Origin of the sequence: Paenibacillus sp. OAE614 (assembly GCF_040546645.1) — a bacterium.
GTDB lineage: Bacteria > Bacillota > Bacilli > Paenibacillales > Paenibacillaceae > Paenibacillus_AQ > Paenibacillus_AQ favisporus.
Genome location: NZ_JBEPOD010000001.1, coordinates 2,474,211 through 2,490,548 on the forward strand (window position 1 = coordinate 2,474,211; position 16,338 = coordinate 2,490,548).

At 50.9% G+C, this 16,338-nt stretch carries 17 protein-coding genes; 15 read left to right on the forward strand and 2 right to left on the reverse strand.

The annotated features are described in order from the left end of the window. Positions 1-306: 306 nt before the first annotated feature. The 12 genes from pyrH (at position 307) to ABIE48_RS11650 (ending at position 10,687) form a co-directional block, all read left to right on the forward strand. Positions 307-1,044, forward strand: coding sequence for a UMP kinase (gene pyrH, locus ABIE48_RS11595; protein WP_145020825.1), 738 nt, complete (start codon positions 307-309; stop codon positions 1,042-1,044). 150 nt (positions 1,045-1,194) lie between these two features. Beyond that, positions 1,195-2,661, forward strand: coding sequence for an MDR family MFS transporter (locus tag ABIE48_RS11600; protein WP_192714506.1), 1,467 nt, complete (start codon positions 1,195-1,197; stop codon positions 2,659-2,661). A 239-nt stretch (positions 2,662-2,900) separates the two neighbouring features. After that, positions 2,901-3,977 carry an NAD(P)-dependent alcohol dehydrogenase gene (locus tag ABIE48_RS11605; RefSeq protein WP_192714505.1) on the forward strand — a complete coding sequence of 359 codons (1,077 nt, stop codon included), beginning with the start codon at positions 2,901-2,903 and terminating at the stop codon, positions 3,975-3,977. A 152-nt stretch (positions 3,978-4,129) separates the two neighbouring features. Continuing rightward, positions 4,130-4,717, forward strand: coding sequence for a TetR/AcrR family transcriptional regulator (locus tag ABIE48_RS11610; protein ID WP_163873397.1), 588 nt, complete (start codon positions 4,130-4,132; stop codon positions 4,715-4,717). An 82-nt stretch (positions 4,718-4,799) separates the two neighbouring features. Further along, positions 4,800-5,630 (forward strand): SDR family NAD(P)-dependent oxidoreductase, encoded by an 831-nt coding sequence (locus tag ABIE48_RS11615; protein ID WP_192714504.1) that lies wholly within the window; start codon positions 4,800-4,802, stop codon positions 5,628-5,630. A 57-nt stretch (positions 5,631-5,687) separates the two neighbouring features. Beyond that, positions 5,688-6,062: a DUF4180 domain-containing protein gene (locus ABIE48_RS11620; protein ID WP_192714503.1), complete on the forward strand. Its 375-nt coding sequence runs from the start codon at positions 5,688-5,690 to the stop codon at positions 6,060-6,062. 195 nt (positions 6,063-6,257) lie between these two features. After that, positions 6,258-6,788, forward strand: a complete 531-nt coding sequence (locus ABIE48_RS11625; protein ID WP_192714502.1) for a GNAT family N-acetyltransferase — start codon at positions 6,258-6,260, stop codon at positions 6,786-6,788. Then, positions 6,785-7,531: a WecB/TagA/CpsF family glycosyltransferase gene (locus ABIE48_RS11630; protein WP_192714501.1), complete on the forward strand. Its 747-nt coding sequence runs from the start codon at positions 6,785-6,787 to the stop codon at positions 7,529-7,531. Before ABIE48_RS11625 ends, ABIE48_RS11630 begins: the two co-directional genes overlap by 4 nt. A gap of 118 nt (positions 7,532-7,649) precedes the next feature. Further along, complete coding sequence (locus tag ABIE48_RS11635; RefSeq protein WP_192714500.1) at positions 7,650-8,501, forward strand: MBL fold metallo-hydrolase; 852 nt, start codon at positions 7,650-7,652, stop codon at positions 8,499-8,501. 221 nt (positions 8,502-8,722) lie between these two features. Further along, on the forward strand, positions 8,723-9,430 hold the full coding sequence (locus tag ABIE48_RS11640; RefSeq protein WP_192714499.1) for a Crp/Fnr family transcriptional regulator: 708 nt from the start codon (positions 8,723-8,725) through the stop codon (positions 9,428-9,430). Between the two features lie 114 nt (positions 9,431-9,544). Beyond that, a complete protein-coding gene (locus ABIE48_RS11645; RefSeq protein WP_192714498.1) occupies positions 9,545-9,874 on the forward strand; it encodes an antibiotic biosynthesis monooxygenase family protein in 330 nt (109 codons plus the stop codon). A gap of 66 nt (positions 9,875-9,940) precedes the next feature. Continuing rightward, positions 9,941-10,687 carry an SDR family oxidoreductase gene (locus tag ABIE48_RS11650; protein ID WP_192714497.1) on the forward strand — a complete coding sequence of 249 codons (747 nt, stop codon included), beginning with the start codon at positions 9,941-9,943 and terminating at the stop codon, positions 10,685-10,687. A gap of 284 nt (positions 10,688-10,971) precedes the next feature. Here the strand turns inward: ABIE48_RS11650 and ABIE48_RS11655 are convergent, their stop codons facing one another. Together ABIE48_RS11655 and ABIE48_RS11660 are read right to left on the reverse strand one after the other, a co-directional pair. Beyond that, positions 10,972-11,577 (reverse strand): hypothetical protein, encoded by a 606-nt coding sequence (locus tag ABIE48_RS11655; RefSeq protein ID WP_192714496.1) that lies wholly within the window; start codon positions 11,575-11,577, stop codon positions 10,972-10,974. 68 nt (positions 11,578-11,645) lie between these two features. Beyond that, a complete protein-coding gene (locus ABIE48_RS11660) occupies positions 11,646-12,500 on the reverse strand; it encodes an AraC family transcriptional regulator (RefSeq protein ID WP_145020791.1) in 855 nt (284 codons plus the stop codon). Between the two features lie 201 nt (positions 12,501-12,701). On the opposite strand from ABIE48_RS11660, the gene ABIE48_RS11665 reads away from it, so the two are divergent. The 3 genes from ABIE48_RS11665 to ABIE48_RS11675 all read left to right on the forward strand — a co-directional run bounded on the left by ABIE48_RS11665 (position 12,702) and on the right by ABIE48_RS11675 (position 16,301). Then, entirely contained in the window at positions 12,702-14,315 is a 1,614-nt protein-coding gene (locus ABIE48_RS11665) for an extracellular solute-binding protein (RefSeq protein WP_192714495.1), read from the forward strand. Positions 14,316-14,510: 195 nt separating this feature from the next. Further along, a complete protein-coding gene (locus ABIE48_RS11670; RefSeq protein ID WP_483312684.1) occupies positions 14,511-15,368 on the forward strand; it encodes an ABC transporter permease in 858 nt (285 codons plus the stop codon). Between the two features lie 84 nt (positions 15,369-15,452). Then, positions 15,453-16,301, forward strand: a complete 849-nt coding sequence (locus tag ABIE48_RS11675) for a carbohydrate ABC transporter permease (protein WP_084203727.1) — start codon at positions 15,453-15,455, stop codon at positions 16,299-16,301. Positions 16,302-16,338 lie beyond the last annotated feature (37 nt).

Here is a 16,338-nt window from a genome sequence, read left to right on the forward strand (position 1 = left end):
CTCTGCGGGCCATAGTTGCTTCAGACGAACCTTTCAGGATATAATCTGCTTGGTAAAAAACGGATTTCAAAGGAGGATCCCTGGTGTTCAAGCGGTGCATACATTCCATTATTGAGAAAACGGCATATGAAGGAAGCGTTGAACACTAAGGCATAAGCGGCTTTAGTGTTTTCTTTTTGGACTTCTGATTAGCGGTGTTGGCTGAAGGAACTTGGATGTTTCGAAATCAATACTGAGGAAGCTTATTTATCTAGGTGGGCGTATCACGATAGTCATTTTTTCGGAACCGAAAGGAGTGTTTGATCCATGGCAGCGTACCAAAGAGTGTTAATAAAGCTAAGCGGCGGAGCGGTGGCAGGAACGAGCCAGTTCGGCTTTGATCCGGGCCGGCTGGAGCATATTGCGGACGAAATTTTATCCGTTGTATGTATGGGAGTGGAGGTTTCCCTGGTTATCGGCGGCGGCAACATATTTCGGGGAAACATGGCGGAAACCTGGGGCATCGAAAGGGCGGAGGCCGACAATATCGGCACGCTGGCCACCGTCGTCAACAGCCTGATGCTGCGCGGCGTTCTCAAAGCGAAGACGGACAAGGAGGTCCGGGTCATGACCTCGCTCCCCATCGCTTCGGTGGCCGAGCCGTATATTCGATTGCGCGCCATACACCATCTGGAGAAAGGGTATATCGTCATTTTCGCCGGCGGGAACGGCCAGCCGTACGTCACGACCGATTACCCTTCGGTGCAGCGGGCGATCGAGGTGAACTGCGACGCGCTCCTCGTAGCCAAGCAGGGAGTGGATGGCGTGTTGAGCGCCGATCCGAAGACGGATCCCTCCGCCAGAAAATTCAAGTCGCTGCATTATGACGACGTCATCCGGCACGATCTGAAAATCATGGATCAATCGGCCTTTATTCTGGCCCGGGACTACCATTTGCCTATTCATGTATTCAACTTTGACAAGCCGGGATCCATGAGAGAATTATGCGAAGGGAAGCATCAAGGTACGATCATCAGCCGCGATTCTGTGCTGGCTTATGAGTGATTTTTAAAGAACCGGAAATACTTAAGTGCTTAAAATAATAAATCATTTAAAAAAAGCAATTTATAAGAAACATTTTAACGGAGTTATATGGTAAAATAGGCTCGCTGATGCCAAATATAGACATATTGCACGAAACAGGAGGGAGAATATATGAATCCAACAGGTGCCGCAGCTGCATCTGCATCTGTACCGGCTGATATCAGCCATATCAAGAAGCTGCCTATATTAGTTTCATTGATTGTGGGGGCGTTCTTTTCGATCTTAAATGAGACGCTGCTCAATATTGCTTTTCCGGAATTGATGGTTGAGCTCAAAGTCTCGGCCTCTACGCTGCAATGGCTGGCCACGGGCTACATGCTGGTCGTTGGCGTTCTGGTTCCTGCATCAGCGCTGCTGGTCCAGTGGTTCACGACAAGGCAAATGTTCCTGGGAGCCATGATCATTTTCACGGTGGGAACGTTTGTCTGTGCCTTCGCCCCGGGCTTTGAGTTCCTTCTGATCGGCCGTTTGTTTCAGGCTGCAGGAAGCGGATTGATGCTTCCGGTCATGATGAATACGATCCTGGTGCTGTATCCGCCGGAAAAACGCGGAGCCGCCATGGGCAGTATCGGTCTGGTCATTATGTTCGCTCCGGCCATCGGACCGACGTTGTCGGGACTGATTCTCGATTCGTTTGAATGGAGATGGCTGTTCTACTTGGTTCTGCCGTTTGCCATCATTTCAATCATCATCGCATTTGTGTATTTGAAAAACGTATCGCAGCCTACCAAACCCAAAGTGGACGTTCTGTCGATCATTCTGTCTACGATCGGATTCGGCGGAATCGTTTATGGCTTCAGCAGTCTGGGTGAAGGTGGAGCAGGCTGGTCGCATCCGAAAGTGTATTGGACCATCATTATTGGCGCGGTTGCCCTGCTGCTGTTCGTTATTCGTCAGCTCCGGCTGAAAGATCCTTTAATGGATATCCGGTCCTTTAAATTCCCTGCGTTTACCCTGACGGCAATCATGCTGATCATTATGATGATGACGCTGTTCTCCTCCATGTCGCTGCTGCCGTTCCTGTTTCAGGGCGCACTCGGCATGACGGTGTTTGCCTCCGGTCTGCTGATGCTTCCGGGGAGCCTGCTCAACGGCTTGATCTCGCCGATTACCGGTAAACTGTTTGATAAGTTCGGTCCACGGGCGCTGATCATTCCGGGAACAGCTGCTTTGGTGATCATTATGTGGTTCTTTACGCAGGTATCGGTCGAAACGAGCAAAGTCTCGCTGCTCATCCTGCACATCTGTATGATGGTTTCCATCTCCATGATCATGATGCCGGCGCAGACGAACGGCATGAACCAGCTTCCGGCCCGGTATTATCCGCACGGTACGGCGATCTTGAATACGCTCCAGCAGGTGGCGGGTGCGATTGGCGTGGCCTTCTTCATCAGCGTTATGTCCAACGGTCAAGCCAGTTTCCTGAAGGGCTCTTCGGATCCAACCGCGCCTGGGCAAATGGCCGAAGCGATGGTAGCCGGCGTGCATAACGCGTTTGTCATTGGATTTGGCTTCTCCATCGTGGCGTTGATTCTGGCATTGTTATTCAAACGGACCAAAGGTCCTGCTGAATCCTAAGCGGTTGATGCCCTTGCCTGCCATGTTTCCGTCCGGTTATCCCATTACATAACCGTGAGTGAAGGGACTTATGTTCCTTCTGCATGGTGGTGCTTCTCGCTGCATTAAATGAATCCGTTCCCGAAGGGAGCGGATTCTTTGTGTTGGTCGGGTCGTTGTTTTCATAGATATTAACGGGTTTCTATAATACAATGGATAGAAAATAATAGATTTCTGGAAGGGAAGGAAGTACACAGATGATGAACTCCAGCATTCCCCAAACGATGCAAGCCGCTGTGATGCACAGCTCGCGCCAAATCCGGATTGAAACGGTGCCAGTGCCGGACATCGCACCAGACGAAGTGTTGATCAAAGTGATGGCCGTCGGCATCTGCGGATCCGACCTCCATTATTATACGCATGGGCGAATCGGCAAGTACGTTGTGGAGAAGCCGATTATCCTTGGCCATGAATGCTCGGGTGATGTCGCCGCCGTAGGCGCAGATGTAACCGGATTCAAAGTGGGAGACCGCGTAGCCGTGGAGCCCGGGGTGACCTGCGGCCGCTGTGAAGCCTGCAAGGAGGGGCGGTATAACCTCTGTCCCGACGTGCAGTTTCTGGCGACGCCGCCGGTTGACGGGGCTTTTGTCCAGTACATCAAAATCCGGCAGGATTTTGTGTTCCGGATCCCGGACTCGCTGAGCTATGAGGAAGCGGCGCTGATCGAGCCGTTTTCCGTCGGCATCCATGCGGCGACGAGAAGCAAGCTTACACCGGGATCCACCATTGCCATCATGGGGATGGGGCCGGTAGGACTGATGGCCGTCGTCGCGGCCAAAGCCTATGGTGCTGCTGAAATCATCGTTACGGATTTGGAGCCGCTGCGTCTGGATGCCGCCAAGAAGCTCGGGGCGGATCACGTGATTAACGTCGCAGAGCAGGACGCGCTGGAGGAAATTCAGCGGTTGACGGGCGGGAAGGGCGTCGATGTTGCTTGGGAAACCGCAGGCAATCCGAAAGCTCTGCAAACGGCGCTGGGCTCGCTGCGCCGGGGCGGTAAGCTAGCCGTCGTCGGACTGCCGGCACAGGATGAAATTCCGCTGAATGTTCCTTTTATTGCGGATAACGAGGTCGATATTTACGGAATATTCCGGTATGCCAATACATATCCGAAAGGCATCCGCTTCCTTGAGTCCGGCATTGCCGATGTGATGACGCTGGTCACGGACCGTTATTCGCTCCAGGATACCCAGGAAGCGATGGAGCGGGCCTTAAATCACAAAAGCGAGTGCTTGAAAGTTGTCGTCTACCCGAACGGTGTGCCAGAGGCGGAGTGAGGCGGTTCTTGTTTCTAAGGATATAAGCACGGCTTAGGCCGTGCTTTTTGTCTTCTTTTTGAACATTCCAAATATTTCTTGTCATCGACAGGCCTCATCGCTTATGATCACTTTAGAACGATCGTTCTGCAAATAAGGAAAGGTAGATCGCTTTGAAACGACATTATGACAGTGAAGAAACGCGGCGGATTATTGCGGAGAAGGCTGCGCAGCTCTTTTCGCAAAAGGGGTTTGCCGGAACCTCGATCTCGGATATATCCAAAGCCTCCGGGTTCAGCAAGGGCCATGTGTACTATCATTTTGAGAATAAGGAAAAGCTGTTCGTTTATCTCGCGCTGGACGGCATGCGGGCCTGGGGCGAGAAGTGGGCCGGTGTATCTCCGAACTATAAGACAGCCAGAGATAAATTGTATGCGATGTCTACGTTCGTGATGAACAATTATCAGACCCCGCTGCTCAAGGTAGGGCAGGAGCTGGCGGCGAATCCGGCGACCAGTCCGGAGACGGTCCAGCAGCTGTACGGACTGGCGGTTACGCCGATGCAGGCATACTCGGACATTTTCCAATACGGGATCGATACCGGAGAATTTGAGATCGACGATCTTCAAGGAACGACATTTATATTCGGGACGCTGCTGGGGGCGCTGTGCCAGCATATTTACACGATGGAGCATGAACAACTGCATGGTCTTTTCCGAAAAAGCGTCGATCTTTTTCTAAGCGGAATCCTCAAACGATGAGGTTTTACGCTTTACGCTTAAGTAGATTAGAACGATTGTCCTAATTGTTCTAAAGTTAAAATGATGAGGAGGAGTTAAGGATATGGCAGAATGGGGTAAAGTGGCTATTGTCACAGGAGGGGCTTCGGGAATTGGCCGGGCCATCTGCGAAGCGTTGGCAGGCGAGCGTATTTTCGTTGTGGCAGCCGATGTGGACCGAGAAGGCGGCGAGGAGACGGTCCGAAGAATTACCGCTGCGGGTGGGGGAGGGCGTTACGTCCACCTGGACGTGACGGACGCCTATCAGGTTGAAGGGCTGATCGAGAGTGTATATGAGGAGTTCGGGCGGCTCGACTATATGTTCAACAATGCGGGCATCAGCATTTACGGGGAGCTGTACCATATGACACTTGATCATTGGAACCGGATCATTCAGGTCAACTTGTGGGGCGTCATCCATGGAACTCAGGCAGCCTATCGGGTTATGAAGCAGCAGGGCTTCGGCTGTATTGCGAATACTGCGTCGGCGACCGGACTGGGGCCATCGCCAACCTCCGCCGCGTATGCTGCGACCAAACATGCCGTGGTCGGACTGACCACATCCCTTCACTATGAAGCGGAAGCATTTGGCCTTCATGTCAGCGCTCTATGCCCCGCTTTCGTGGATACTCCGATCCATCGGACGGGCGAAGCGCTTCATTTGGATCAGGAACTCGTTCTGAAGCAGATGCAGAAACAGAAAATGATGAGACCCGAGCAGTTCGCCCGAATTGCGATAAAGGGCGTTCACAAGAACGAGCCTGTAGTTTGCCCGATGCCGCTGCGCCGCACCATGGATGTCGTATTCACCTTGTTTACGCAGCTACACCGCAAACTGATGCGACTCGTGTGCCGCGTCGCCCGCCAAGCGGCGGTTCAGCCGGACCGGCCATAGGAAAAGACTGGAACAGACTTCTTAGAAAAGGTAAGATATCGGAAGGAGGAGATTTGCATGAAATATACGATACTCGAACAGGACGGCTCGAAGGTAGCGGTTCTTGACGACCCTCATGCCGTTATTGCCGACATCCAGACGGCTCTGGATCTGATGGCTGGCATTGGGTGGGATCCATCGGGGCCATGCCATAAGCTGCTGCTGAATCAGTCGAATTTGCCTGATGCGTTTTTTGAGCTGAAAAGCGGGCTGGCAGGGGAAATCCTGCAAAAATATCGGACCTATCAATTTAAAATTGCCATTGTTGGTGATTTTGAAGCTTATTCCAGCAAAAGCCTGAGGGATTTCATCTACGAATGCAATCAGGGGGAAGATGTGTTCTTTATGAAGGACCGGGAAGAGGCGCTGGCCGCCCTTCATCGGGTACCTTAAAAGCCTAGAAATTAGGTAATCGCAAGGAACAGGGAGCTGACGAATCCGATGATGATTGATTGGCGTTTGCCGAGCTGCTGATCCGGGCGGATTCATCCCCGGCCCGCATTATTGCACGCAGTATAGAGTGAGCGGAATGTGTTGTAAATAATCGTCGTATATAACGCGTTGTAAAAAAGATAAGGGGGATCCTGGATGAAGGATGTCGTGCTGAGTACGGACCAGTTGATCCTGAGGCAAATGGGACGGGAGGATGTCCCTTTGTTGCAGCAAATTTTTGCCGACCCCGTCGCAATGAAGTACTATCCCTCCACCAAAGACAACCAAGAAACGCTGGAATGGATTGAATGGAACCTGCGAAATTATGAGGAATGCGGTGTCGGCTTATGGATCGTGGAGAACCGGATCAACGGTGATTTTCTGGGACAGTGTGGCATCGTTCCACAGATTGTGGAAGGGGTTCGCGAAATGGAGATCGGCTACCTCTTTGCAAGACGCGTATGGGGGAACGGTTATGCCACTGAGGCAGCAACGGCTTGCAAGTACTACGGTTTTGAGCAAATGAAGCTTCGCAAAATCGTTTCGCTTCCCGATGCTAACAATCATCCATCCGCTCGGGTGGCCGAACGGATCGGAATGACGCTGGAAAAACAAATCGTCAAATGGAACAAAGATGTGCTTGTATATTCCGTTTACGCCGATACAGAAGAGGTGGTCGAAAGATGAATCAACATGTGCCCATTATGGGGATCCCTTTCCCGAAATTGACGATGGAGCAGAGCGTAGAACTTCTTCAAGACGTGATTAACCAAAAGGAGCAGCGGCTGTTTCACGTCGTTACCGGCAATCCGGAGATCGTGATGTCCTGCCAAAAGGATGCGCAGCTGCGCCAAATCGTCGATGAGGCGGGTTTGGTCACTGCGGATGGCATCGGCATCGTCATGGTCTCCCGGGTGCGGGGCGGCAGCCTGCCGGAGCGGGTAACCGGCTGCGATCTGCTGTTTAAGCTGCTTGAGGAGGGCGACCGGAAGGGATGGTCGTTTTACTTTCTGGGCGCGGATGAGGAAACGAGCAGGCAGGCCGTCATCAACATTGGCAAGCAGTATCCGGGCGTCGCCATACGCGGCAGACATCACGGTTTTTTTACGCCAGAAGATGAGCCGCGAATCGTACAGGAGATTGCTGATGCCGCGCCGGATTTTCTGATCGTGGCTCTGGGCGCACCCAGGGCAGAGAAGTGGATACATAGCCATAAGGACAAGCTGCAGGCGAAAATTGCTATCGGTGTCGGCGGCAGCCTGGATATTATAGGCGGTAAAGTAAAGCGGGCGCCGGCAGCCTGGCAGCGTCTCAATCTCGAGTGGCTGTACCGGCTGATTTCCCAGCCGTCGAGATGGCGCAGACAGCTGATTTTACCCCGGTTTGCGGTGAAAGCGGTATTTTTTAGAGAGAGATCCAGAAGCGTTTAGCCGGTGTGAGCGGGTGGTTAAAAGATACCTGGATAAGGTGAGCGAGATCCGCTGCTTACTTGGGATCTCCATGTAATGATAAAAATGACCGGAAAAGTAATGGAAGGGAGAGGAAGGCATGAGCCAGTCACACCCACAGAAGCAAGGCCAGCTCCTGATTCAGGAAATCGAGGAAACCTTCGTGCCGTACGGCATGGTCGCGGTATGGCCGCTTGGACAAGCCAGCTTTATCATTAAGGGAGGGGATACGGTCATTTACATCGATCCGTATGTCAGCCATAACCCGGATCGTACCTACCCGGCACCGATCGGACCGGAGCATATCACGAATGCGGATTACTGCCTGATCACCCATGAGCATTCGGACCATATGGATCTGGAGGCGATTGCGGCCATGTCCAAGGCTAATCTGCAAACCGTCTATATGGCACCGGCATTCTGCCGTGAGGACATATTGAGGCAGGGCGTAGCCCCCGAGCGCTTCGTGATCGCCGATACAGAAAAGGATTATGGCGATGAAGTGATCATACGCCCCATCGCGGCGGCTCATGAAGAGCTCGAAACGGATGAGCAGGGCTATCATCGTTACGTCGGGTATCTGATCAAACTGAACGGCGTTACGGTGTACCATTCCGGAGATACGGTCATTTATGAAGGATTGACGGAACGGCTTCAGGGTGAGTCGATCGACCTCGGGCTTCTCCCGATTAATGGCCGCGACGCATTCCGGAACAGCCGCGGCATTATCGGCAACATGGACTACCGGGAAGCGGCCGAGCTGGCGAAGACCGTCGGGATCGGGATGACAATCCCGATGCATTATGATATTTTTGCAGGGAATGCTGAGCATCCGGGATATTTCGTGGACTATGTATATGACCACTTTCCTGAAATGCGTATTCATGTGATCGCACGTGGCGAAAGATTTATCCACGTGACGGATGCGGCACTGAGCGCTTTGAAGTCATAGACTGAAGGTGACCATGCGATAACGTCAAAAGATATGGATTAGAGCAGCCACAAACCGCCTTCATTTGAAGGTGGTTTGTTTTTTTAGTAATCTGCATTACAGAAGAGGAAATGATGGTGGTTTATGATGAGTGTAACACTCCGTTATCGGTGCTACATGAGGAACGATTATCGCGGCGAGTGGAGCGGTAGTCGCTTGCAACAATAAAAGGAGGGGTCACAATGTTACATGATGAGGCGATGGAAAACAAACCTTCATTTTTGCCACAAATCAAAATATTTGAATCGCTTCCGGCGGAAATTATCCGTGAAATCGAACAATTGGTAACCAGATCAAATACGTATAAGCTTCCAAAAAACTGTATTCTTCAGACGCCCGATGATGAAAGGAATGGCTTATTTTTCGTAATCGCCGGTAAACTGCGCTTATACAAAACCAATTCGGCCGGCAAACAACATACAGTCTGCATCCTAAGCGAAGGCGGCATGTTTGGCGAGGTTGACACGTTTTCATTGGGCAATAGAGGGACTTATGTGGAGACGATGGAAGACTCGATTGTTTTTTCGATTCCGACTGAACAATTCGAACCGCTTTTACGGAAGTATTCTGAATTGTCTTTGCGATTTTTATCGGAAATAAGTAAACGCCTGCGAGATCAGGATGAATTGGTGGAAAAATTGGTTTTTAGAGATCTGCGTGGTAAAGTGCTTTACTTTCTCAACCGATTGTCTAAAAAGTTCGGCATAGAAGAAAATGGATACCGAAAAATCGATATTCCCCTGACTCATCAAGAATTAGCCAATATGATCGGTGCCACAAGAGAAGCGGTATCGCTTACCTTACAGGAACTATCCAATGAAGGTATTATCGTGACCAGCCGCAGAATGGTCATGATTCATATCGAAAAAGCGATGAAAGAACTGGCTTGATTCATGACCCGAAAAACTTCGTAATCTAAATTACTGTCGAATTATTCATCTAGCGTTATGATAAATGCCGTAACGGAATTACTGCAAAATATGAAGCTTATAGGAGGAGTCAACATGTCCAATCAACAAGTCCAATTGAATATTCGATTCAAAGTTAAACCAGGGAAAAAAGAAGAATTCCGCAAGGAGCTGTATTCCCTTATTGAGGAGATGTCATTCGAGAAGGCATTCATTAGCGCCATTGTTTCGGACGATCTGGATCAGCCGGATGACTTGATTATTTATGAAACATGGCATGGCACGAGAGATAGCTGGCTTGCGGAAGAGTTTATTAAACCATACCGCAAGGATTACGAACGAACATTGGGCGATTTCATTGTGGATAGAAGCGTCAGCTGGTTGCAGCCGAAGGGCGAATGGGGAAGTCATATAACGAATGCGTGATGACGTTGAATCTTTAACGCTTTAAGGTTCAGGAGGATGCATGAATTTCATGGGAGGTATATAGACATGGGGAAATTTGAAGGAAAGGTAGCCGTTATCACCGGAGGAACAAGCGGTATTGGACTTACAACGGCACAACGATTCGTTTCGGAAGGGGCCTACGTATTCATTACCGGCCGCAGGCAAAGCGAGCTGGACGCGGCAGTAAAATTGATCGGTGACCGGGTTACCGGCGTTCAAGGTGACATTTCTAATTTGAAGGACTTAGACAAACTGTACGATACGGTAAAGCAGGAGAAAGGACATCTGGATATTCTATTCGCAAACGCTGGACTTGGCAGCTTTCTGCCCTTGGGTCAGATTACGGAAGAGCAGTACGACACAACCTTCAGCGTGAACGTAAAGGGTACCTTGTTCACCATCCAAAAGGCTTTGCCGCTGTTTCCAAGTATGACAGGAAACATCATATTAACCGGCTCGACGGCGGGTACGATCGGCGACGCAGCGTTTAGTGTCTACGGAGGTAGCAAGGCGGCTCTCCGTCAGATGGCGAGGAGCTGGATAATGGATTTGAAAGGCACAGGGATACGACTTAATGTAGTGAGCCCTGGCATGGTCCACACGCCAGCTTATGATGATCTGTTTGGCGAAGCGCTAGATCAAGTTCTTGAATCGGCGAAGAATGTCGTTCCGCTAAGTCGCTTGGGCAAGACGGAGGAGATCGCCAGCGCGGTGATGTTTCTGGCCTCGGAGGAAAGCAGTTATGTGAACGGCGTCGAATTGTTCGTAGATGGCGGTATGGCTCAAGTCTGACCTTGAATCAGAAGGGATGAGTTGTCATTCAAGCCATTCTTAATAAGTCCATAGCCTATGTATCAATTCAGGCAGAGGAGTCTATTTAGGCTCTCTGCCTGATTTTCATACTGCGACGGAGTTGATTGCAGAGGTACGCAAAAAATGATGAACAGCCGATTCACGAAGGGCTATTCCCCTCATCAACCATTGTCCCCGTAAATGTCTAGGCTGGAAATCTGCTTACAAAGCATTCTTTGGCGAGCTGTCACACTTAGTTTGACAATCTGTCATTTCCAGGCTGATTATTCCTCTAAGCAGAATCGGACTTCCTTCCCGGTCGGCTCGCCGCCGAAAGGGGATCCGATTTCCTCCCTGAACACGAATTCAAGACCGGAGAGCTTGTCCGGCAGTGCCGGAGATACCACGTAATTATAAGTTGCGTTACCGGAGCAGCTTCCTCCCCTGTCCATCCGGCAATCATAAGGCTCTCCCATATCTAGTACAAAGTTTGATATTTGGGTCAAGTCTCGTTCAGGGATCGTCACATCCCAATCCACATACAGGGTTACGACGCTGGCATTGGCGTATTGCCGAACCGAAGTGAGCGTATAGAAGTACCCCTCATGATCCTGCGACACTAACACCGGAACATGCCTGATGAAACCGGCGGGTTCGACGATCGGTTTGAAATACTCGTCCGATCGGATCGCTCCAAAGACATATTTTAAAAAGTCCTCATAAAGCCCCGTTTCGGCCGACCATTGGTCAATGTAAGCGAAGGGCGGGTAGCCCGGATTTCCTTCTGAAACCTCTTTGCGCTGCTGAAGCAGCTGGCAGATTTGTCTGTCGATGGAGTGCAGGCGTTCATCGTAATGATCGGTGGGTCGTGTGATAGGCATCCGTTTCATCATCATTCCTCCTCATTTATTCTATTGTACCCCAAAGTTCCAAATCATGGAAAATCATCAGTGAAGAATCATTCATAAAATAACAGCCGCTTCGAGTATGCGTTGCGGAATTCCGTCGGGGTCAACCCCACGATTTTTTTGAAGGATTTCATGAAGTGATGCGGGTCGCTGTAGCCGAGCTGACTGGAAATCTCGCTTACGTTCTGGTTCGTATCGGTCAGCAGAAATTTGGCCAGCTCCATTTTTTGCTGCAAAATGTACTGTTTCAGCGAAATACCTGAGACGGTTGTAAACAGATGGGACAGGTACTTCTCGTTGTAGCCGAAGTGCGAGGCGATTTGGGAGACCTTGATGTTCTCGTGGCGGCTCCATTTGATGTAGTCGAGAATATCGTTGTACAGCTGGGTTTGCTTAAACGATTTGCCGGGGTTGTTCTTTTCGAAGAACAGCTGGTTGTAGAGCTCGCAAAGGATGACGGTAGACATGTAATCATTTAAGGTTTGTTCGTTGTAGCCGCGCACCGAATCCTGGAGCTGCTTCATCATGACGATGATTTTCTCGGGGTTGCGCAGGGTGCCGTATTGGGGAATGATGATCCGCCCATTCTCGTGAACATGAGTATAGTGGGAGAGGTCCAGCTTGGGAAGGTTCTGTGAAGACGAAAAGTGCAGCCAATAAAAGCTGCAATCCGACGGCTTGGCTCCTTTCTGGCGCGTGAACGGGGGAAGCAGCAAATACTCTCCCTGGGAGACCTCGTAGGTCTCATCGTCTCCGGAAATGTACAGCGTTCCATGTGTCATGACAATGAGTTCGTAATCCATCAAGTAACGGCTTAAATGAATCCAATCCGCAGAGGGAGCAACGAACTTGCCGGTAAGCTCCATATGGACCGGACGCTCGATGCGGAGCTGATGGGCATTCATCTAAAGTTTCACCACCATTTCTAACCTTTTTCCACCCATTGAAGGGTCGGTAGATCCTAAAATTATCACACCGTATCAAAAGGTACCATCAGCAAGTGCAAACCTTTTGACACAAATTCGATCGTTGAACTATTTTGCCCCCTCAGGATTGAGTATAAGCTTGTGTAAACGGATTCATAAAACCCAAGGGGAGGATGAAGGATGAAAAAAATACTCGCATCCGTGCTCGCGCTTACATTCGGAACGTCACTGCTGGCGGGCTGCAGCAGCGGCGGCAATGAGCCGGAGGAACCAACCGCGCAAGGGGGGAAAGTAAAGCTGAAGGCGATCATGACAAAGCATCCGCTCACGCAAAAGTTCGAAAACATGAAATGGCTTCAGGATGCGGAGGAGAGGGCAGGGGTTGATATCGAATGGCAGGAAGTGTCCGCCGACTGGGATCAGAAGAAGGGAGCCATGCTGGCCAGCGGGGATATTCCCGATTTGATTGTTGGCGTGAACTCCATTACCGATTCAGATTTCGCCCAGTTTCCGGGGTTGTTCCAGGACATGTCCGGAATGATCGACCAATATGCTCCGAATGTCAAGGCGATGTTCGACGCCAAACCCGAAACGAAAATCATTGCCACGCAGCAGGACGGTAAAATATACGGACTGCCCAAATATCAGCGGTTCTGGCCCGATACGGCGACCCGGCAGTTTATTAACAAGGAGTGGCTGGACCGGCTGGGGCTCCAGATGCCCACGACATGGGATGAGCTGTTCGACGTGCTGAAGGCGTTCAAGGACAAGGATGCCAACGGAAACGGAGATCCGAACGATGAGATCCCGATGGACTTTGCCCCGACGGGAACCGTTGCATTCGGTTATTTTATGCCGACCGTGCTGCTGGGCAGCGAGGGGATTACGTTGTCCGACGGCAGCGGCAGTGGATATTTTGTAGAGGATGGCCAAGTTAAAAACTACTTCATCGACGACCGTTACAAAGAGTTGGTCAAATTTTTAAACAAATGCTTCAGCGCCGGTCTGATAAATCCCGAAGTATTCACCCAGGACTACACCAAATACCAATCCGTGGCGAGGGGCAAAGGAAATACGGCTACCGTTGGCTTTACGTGGGGCTGGGAGGTCACCGACCGTTTCGGCAACGCGGTAAGTCCGCAGTATACGGCTATGGCGCCGCTGAAATTTAAGGCCGATTCCACCGTTCAGCAGTCGTGGTCGTACGATTACAACACGCTGAATTACGGTACAAATACCGTTCAAATGTCCGCCGCTTCCAAGCATAAGGAAGCCGCAATGAAGTTCATCAACGAATTGTACAACCCCGAGGTCAGTATGCAGGTGCTCTTCGGTTCGCTTGGCACGAACATCAAGGACAACGGGGACGGATCGTTTGCCGTACTGCCGCCGCAGGATCAGGCGATGGATCCGGGAACCTGGAAATGGACATCCACCTGGGCCGATAACGGACCGATGTATATCGCCGACTCGCTGAAGCTGACATTGGGTACAGACATGCAGTCGGTCGGCAAGCAAACGGAGCCGCTGCAGAAGGTGCTGGACTCCATCGATAAGGACAACGATGTTTTCCCGAACCTGTTTATTAAATACAGCGCGGTGGACAACAGCACGATGGCTCTCGCCAACACGGCGCTTGTGCCGATGGCATTGGCCAAATGGTCGCAGTGGATCACCAAAGGCGGCGTGGATAAGGAGTGGGACGCCTACGTGGAAAATTGCAAAAAGACAGGGCTCCTGAAAAATATTGAAATTATGCAGAAATACTATGACGACTACAAAAGCAAGCTGTAAAACGCGATCCCCCGTCCGGTGCAGGCTCCCTGCATCCGGGCCGGATATACTAGCATGCAAGTACTGTTGTTACAAGGAGGTAATCTGGTCATGATATCGCGATCCGGCCCCAAATTAAAGCAGGCCGCTGCTTTGCCCAAAGCACGCAAACAAACCGTTCTGAATACGTTCAGGCGGGACTATCAGCTGTGGATCATGATTTTGCCCGCCGTTGTCGTTATTTTTATTTTCAACTACATCCCGATGTACGGCATTCAGCTGGCTTTTCGGGATTATAGCTTCACTAAGGGGCTGACCGGCGGAGAGTGGAGGGGATTGTTCTACTTCCGGCAGTTCTTTGAAAATTACATGTTCGTGGATCTGTTGAAAAATACGGTGGTCATCAGCGTGGCGACGATTGTGCTCAGCTTTCCCGCGCCGATCATTCTGGCCCTGCTCATCAATCAGGTCAGGTTGAAGCGGGCGAAGAAGACGCTCCAGACGACCGTGTATTTGCCGCATTTCATCTCGACCGTCGTCATGGTCGGATTGCTGAGCGTGCTGCTCTCGCCGAACTCGGGAATCATCGGGCACCTGCTGCAGTGGCTTGGCCTCGGGGATGTCAACCTGCTGGGGTCGACCAAGACGTTCGTTCCCGTATATGTACTATCTGAAATTTGGCAGCATGGCGGATGGAACAGCATTATCTATTTGGCCGCTTTGTCCACCGTGGATCCGCAGCTGTACGACTCCGCAAAGATGGACGGAGCAAGCCGCTGGCAGACGATCCGGTATGTCGACATCCCCGCCCTGGTGCCGACGATCATTATTTTATTCGTGCTCAGCATGGGCAGCGTCCTGGGAACGGGCTTCGAGAAAGTATTTCTGATGCAAAACCCGCTCAACTTGCCGGTTTCCGAAGTCATTGCCACCTACGTGTACAAAATCGGTATTATCAGCAGCCAGTTCAGCTATTCAGCTGCCATCGGCTTGTTTAATACCGTCATCAACTTTATCTTCCTGTTTGTCATGAACATGATCGCCAAGCGGTGCTCGGACATCAGTCTGTGGTAGAGACGGCGATCCCGAAAGGAGCATGGAGTATTGATACTTACACATCGTAATCGCAGGAGTGCGGGGGATGTTCTGTTTCAAGTCATGGTAACCGCCCTGTGCGTGCTGATTTTTCTGATCGTGGCCTATCCGCTGTACTTCGTTGTGATTGCATCCGTCAGCGATCAATCGCTGGTGTCGACCGGCCAGGTGACGCTGTATCCCAAACATATCAGCTTTTTTGGCTATCAGGAAATCTTCAAGGATGCCCGCATTTGGACGGGATACAAAAACACGATCATTTACACAGTGCTGGGTACGGCGGTAAACCTGCTGTTTACGCTGCCGGCCGCCTATGTCTTGTCGCGGAAAGAGTTCCGCGCCCGCCGTTTTATCATGTTTGCCTTCGTGGTGACTTTGTTCTTTAACGGCGGCCTGATTCCAACCTACCTGCTGATGAAGCAGCTGCATTTGACCAATTCGATGTGGGTGTTTATCATCCCGTTTTCGGTCAATGTGTACAATTTAATTATCGCACGGTCGTTCTTTGAGCACTCCATTCCGAAAGAGCTGCATGAAGCAGCTTCGATGGACGGCTGCAGCCACTTCACTTTTTTTGTAAAAATCGCGCTTCCGCTCTCCAAGGCGGTTGTGTCTGTCATCGCCCTGTATTATTTAGTCGCCCATTGGAACGATTTTTTTACCGGACTCATCTATATCCAGAGCAATTCGCTCCAGCCGCTGCAAATCGTGCTGCGGGATATCCTGCTGTCCAACCAGGTGTTTTCATCCGGAGCAGGCTCCGGCGGAGCTGCCGGAGGGTATGCGCAGCAGTATGCGGACCAGGTCAAATATGCGGTGATCATCGTATCCACACTGCCGATTCTTATCGTGTATCCGTTTATACAGAAATACTTCGAAAAAGGCGTCATGATCGGCTCGGTCAAAGGTTAGCAGAGCGGGTTCATGCCAGCATGAATGAATAAAGCCG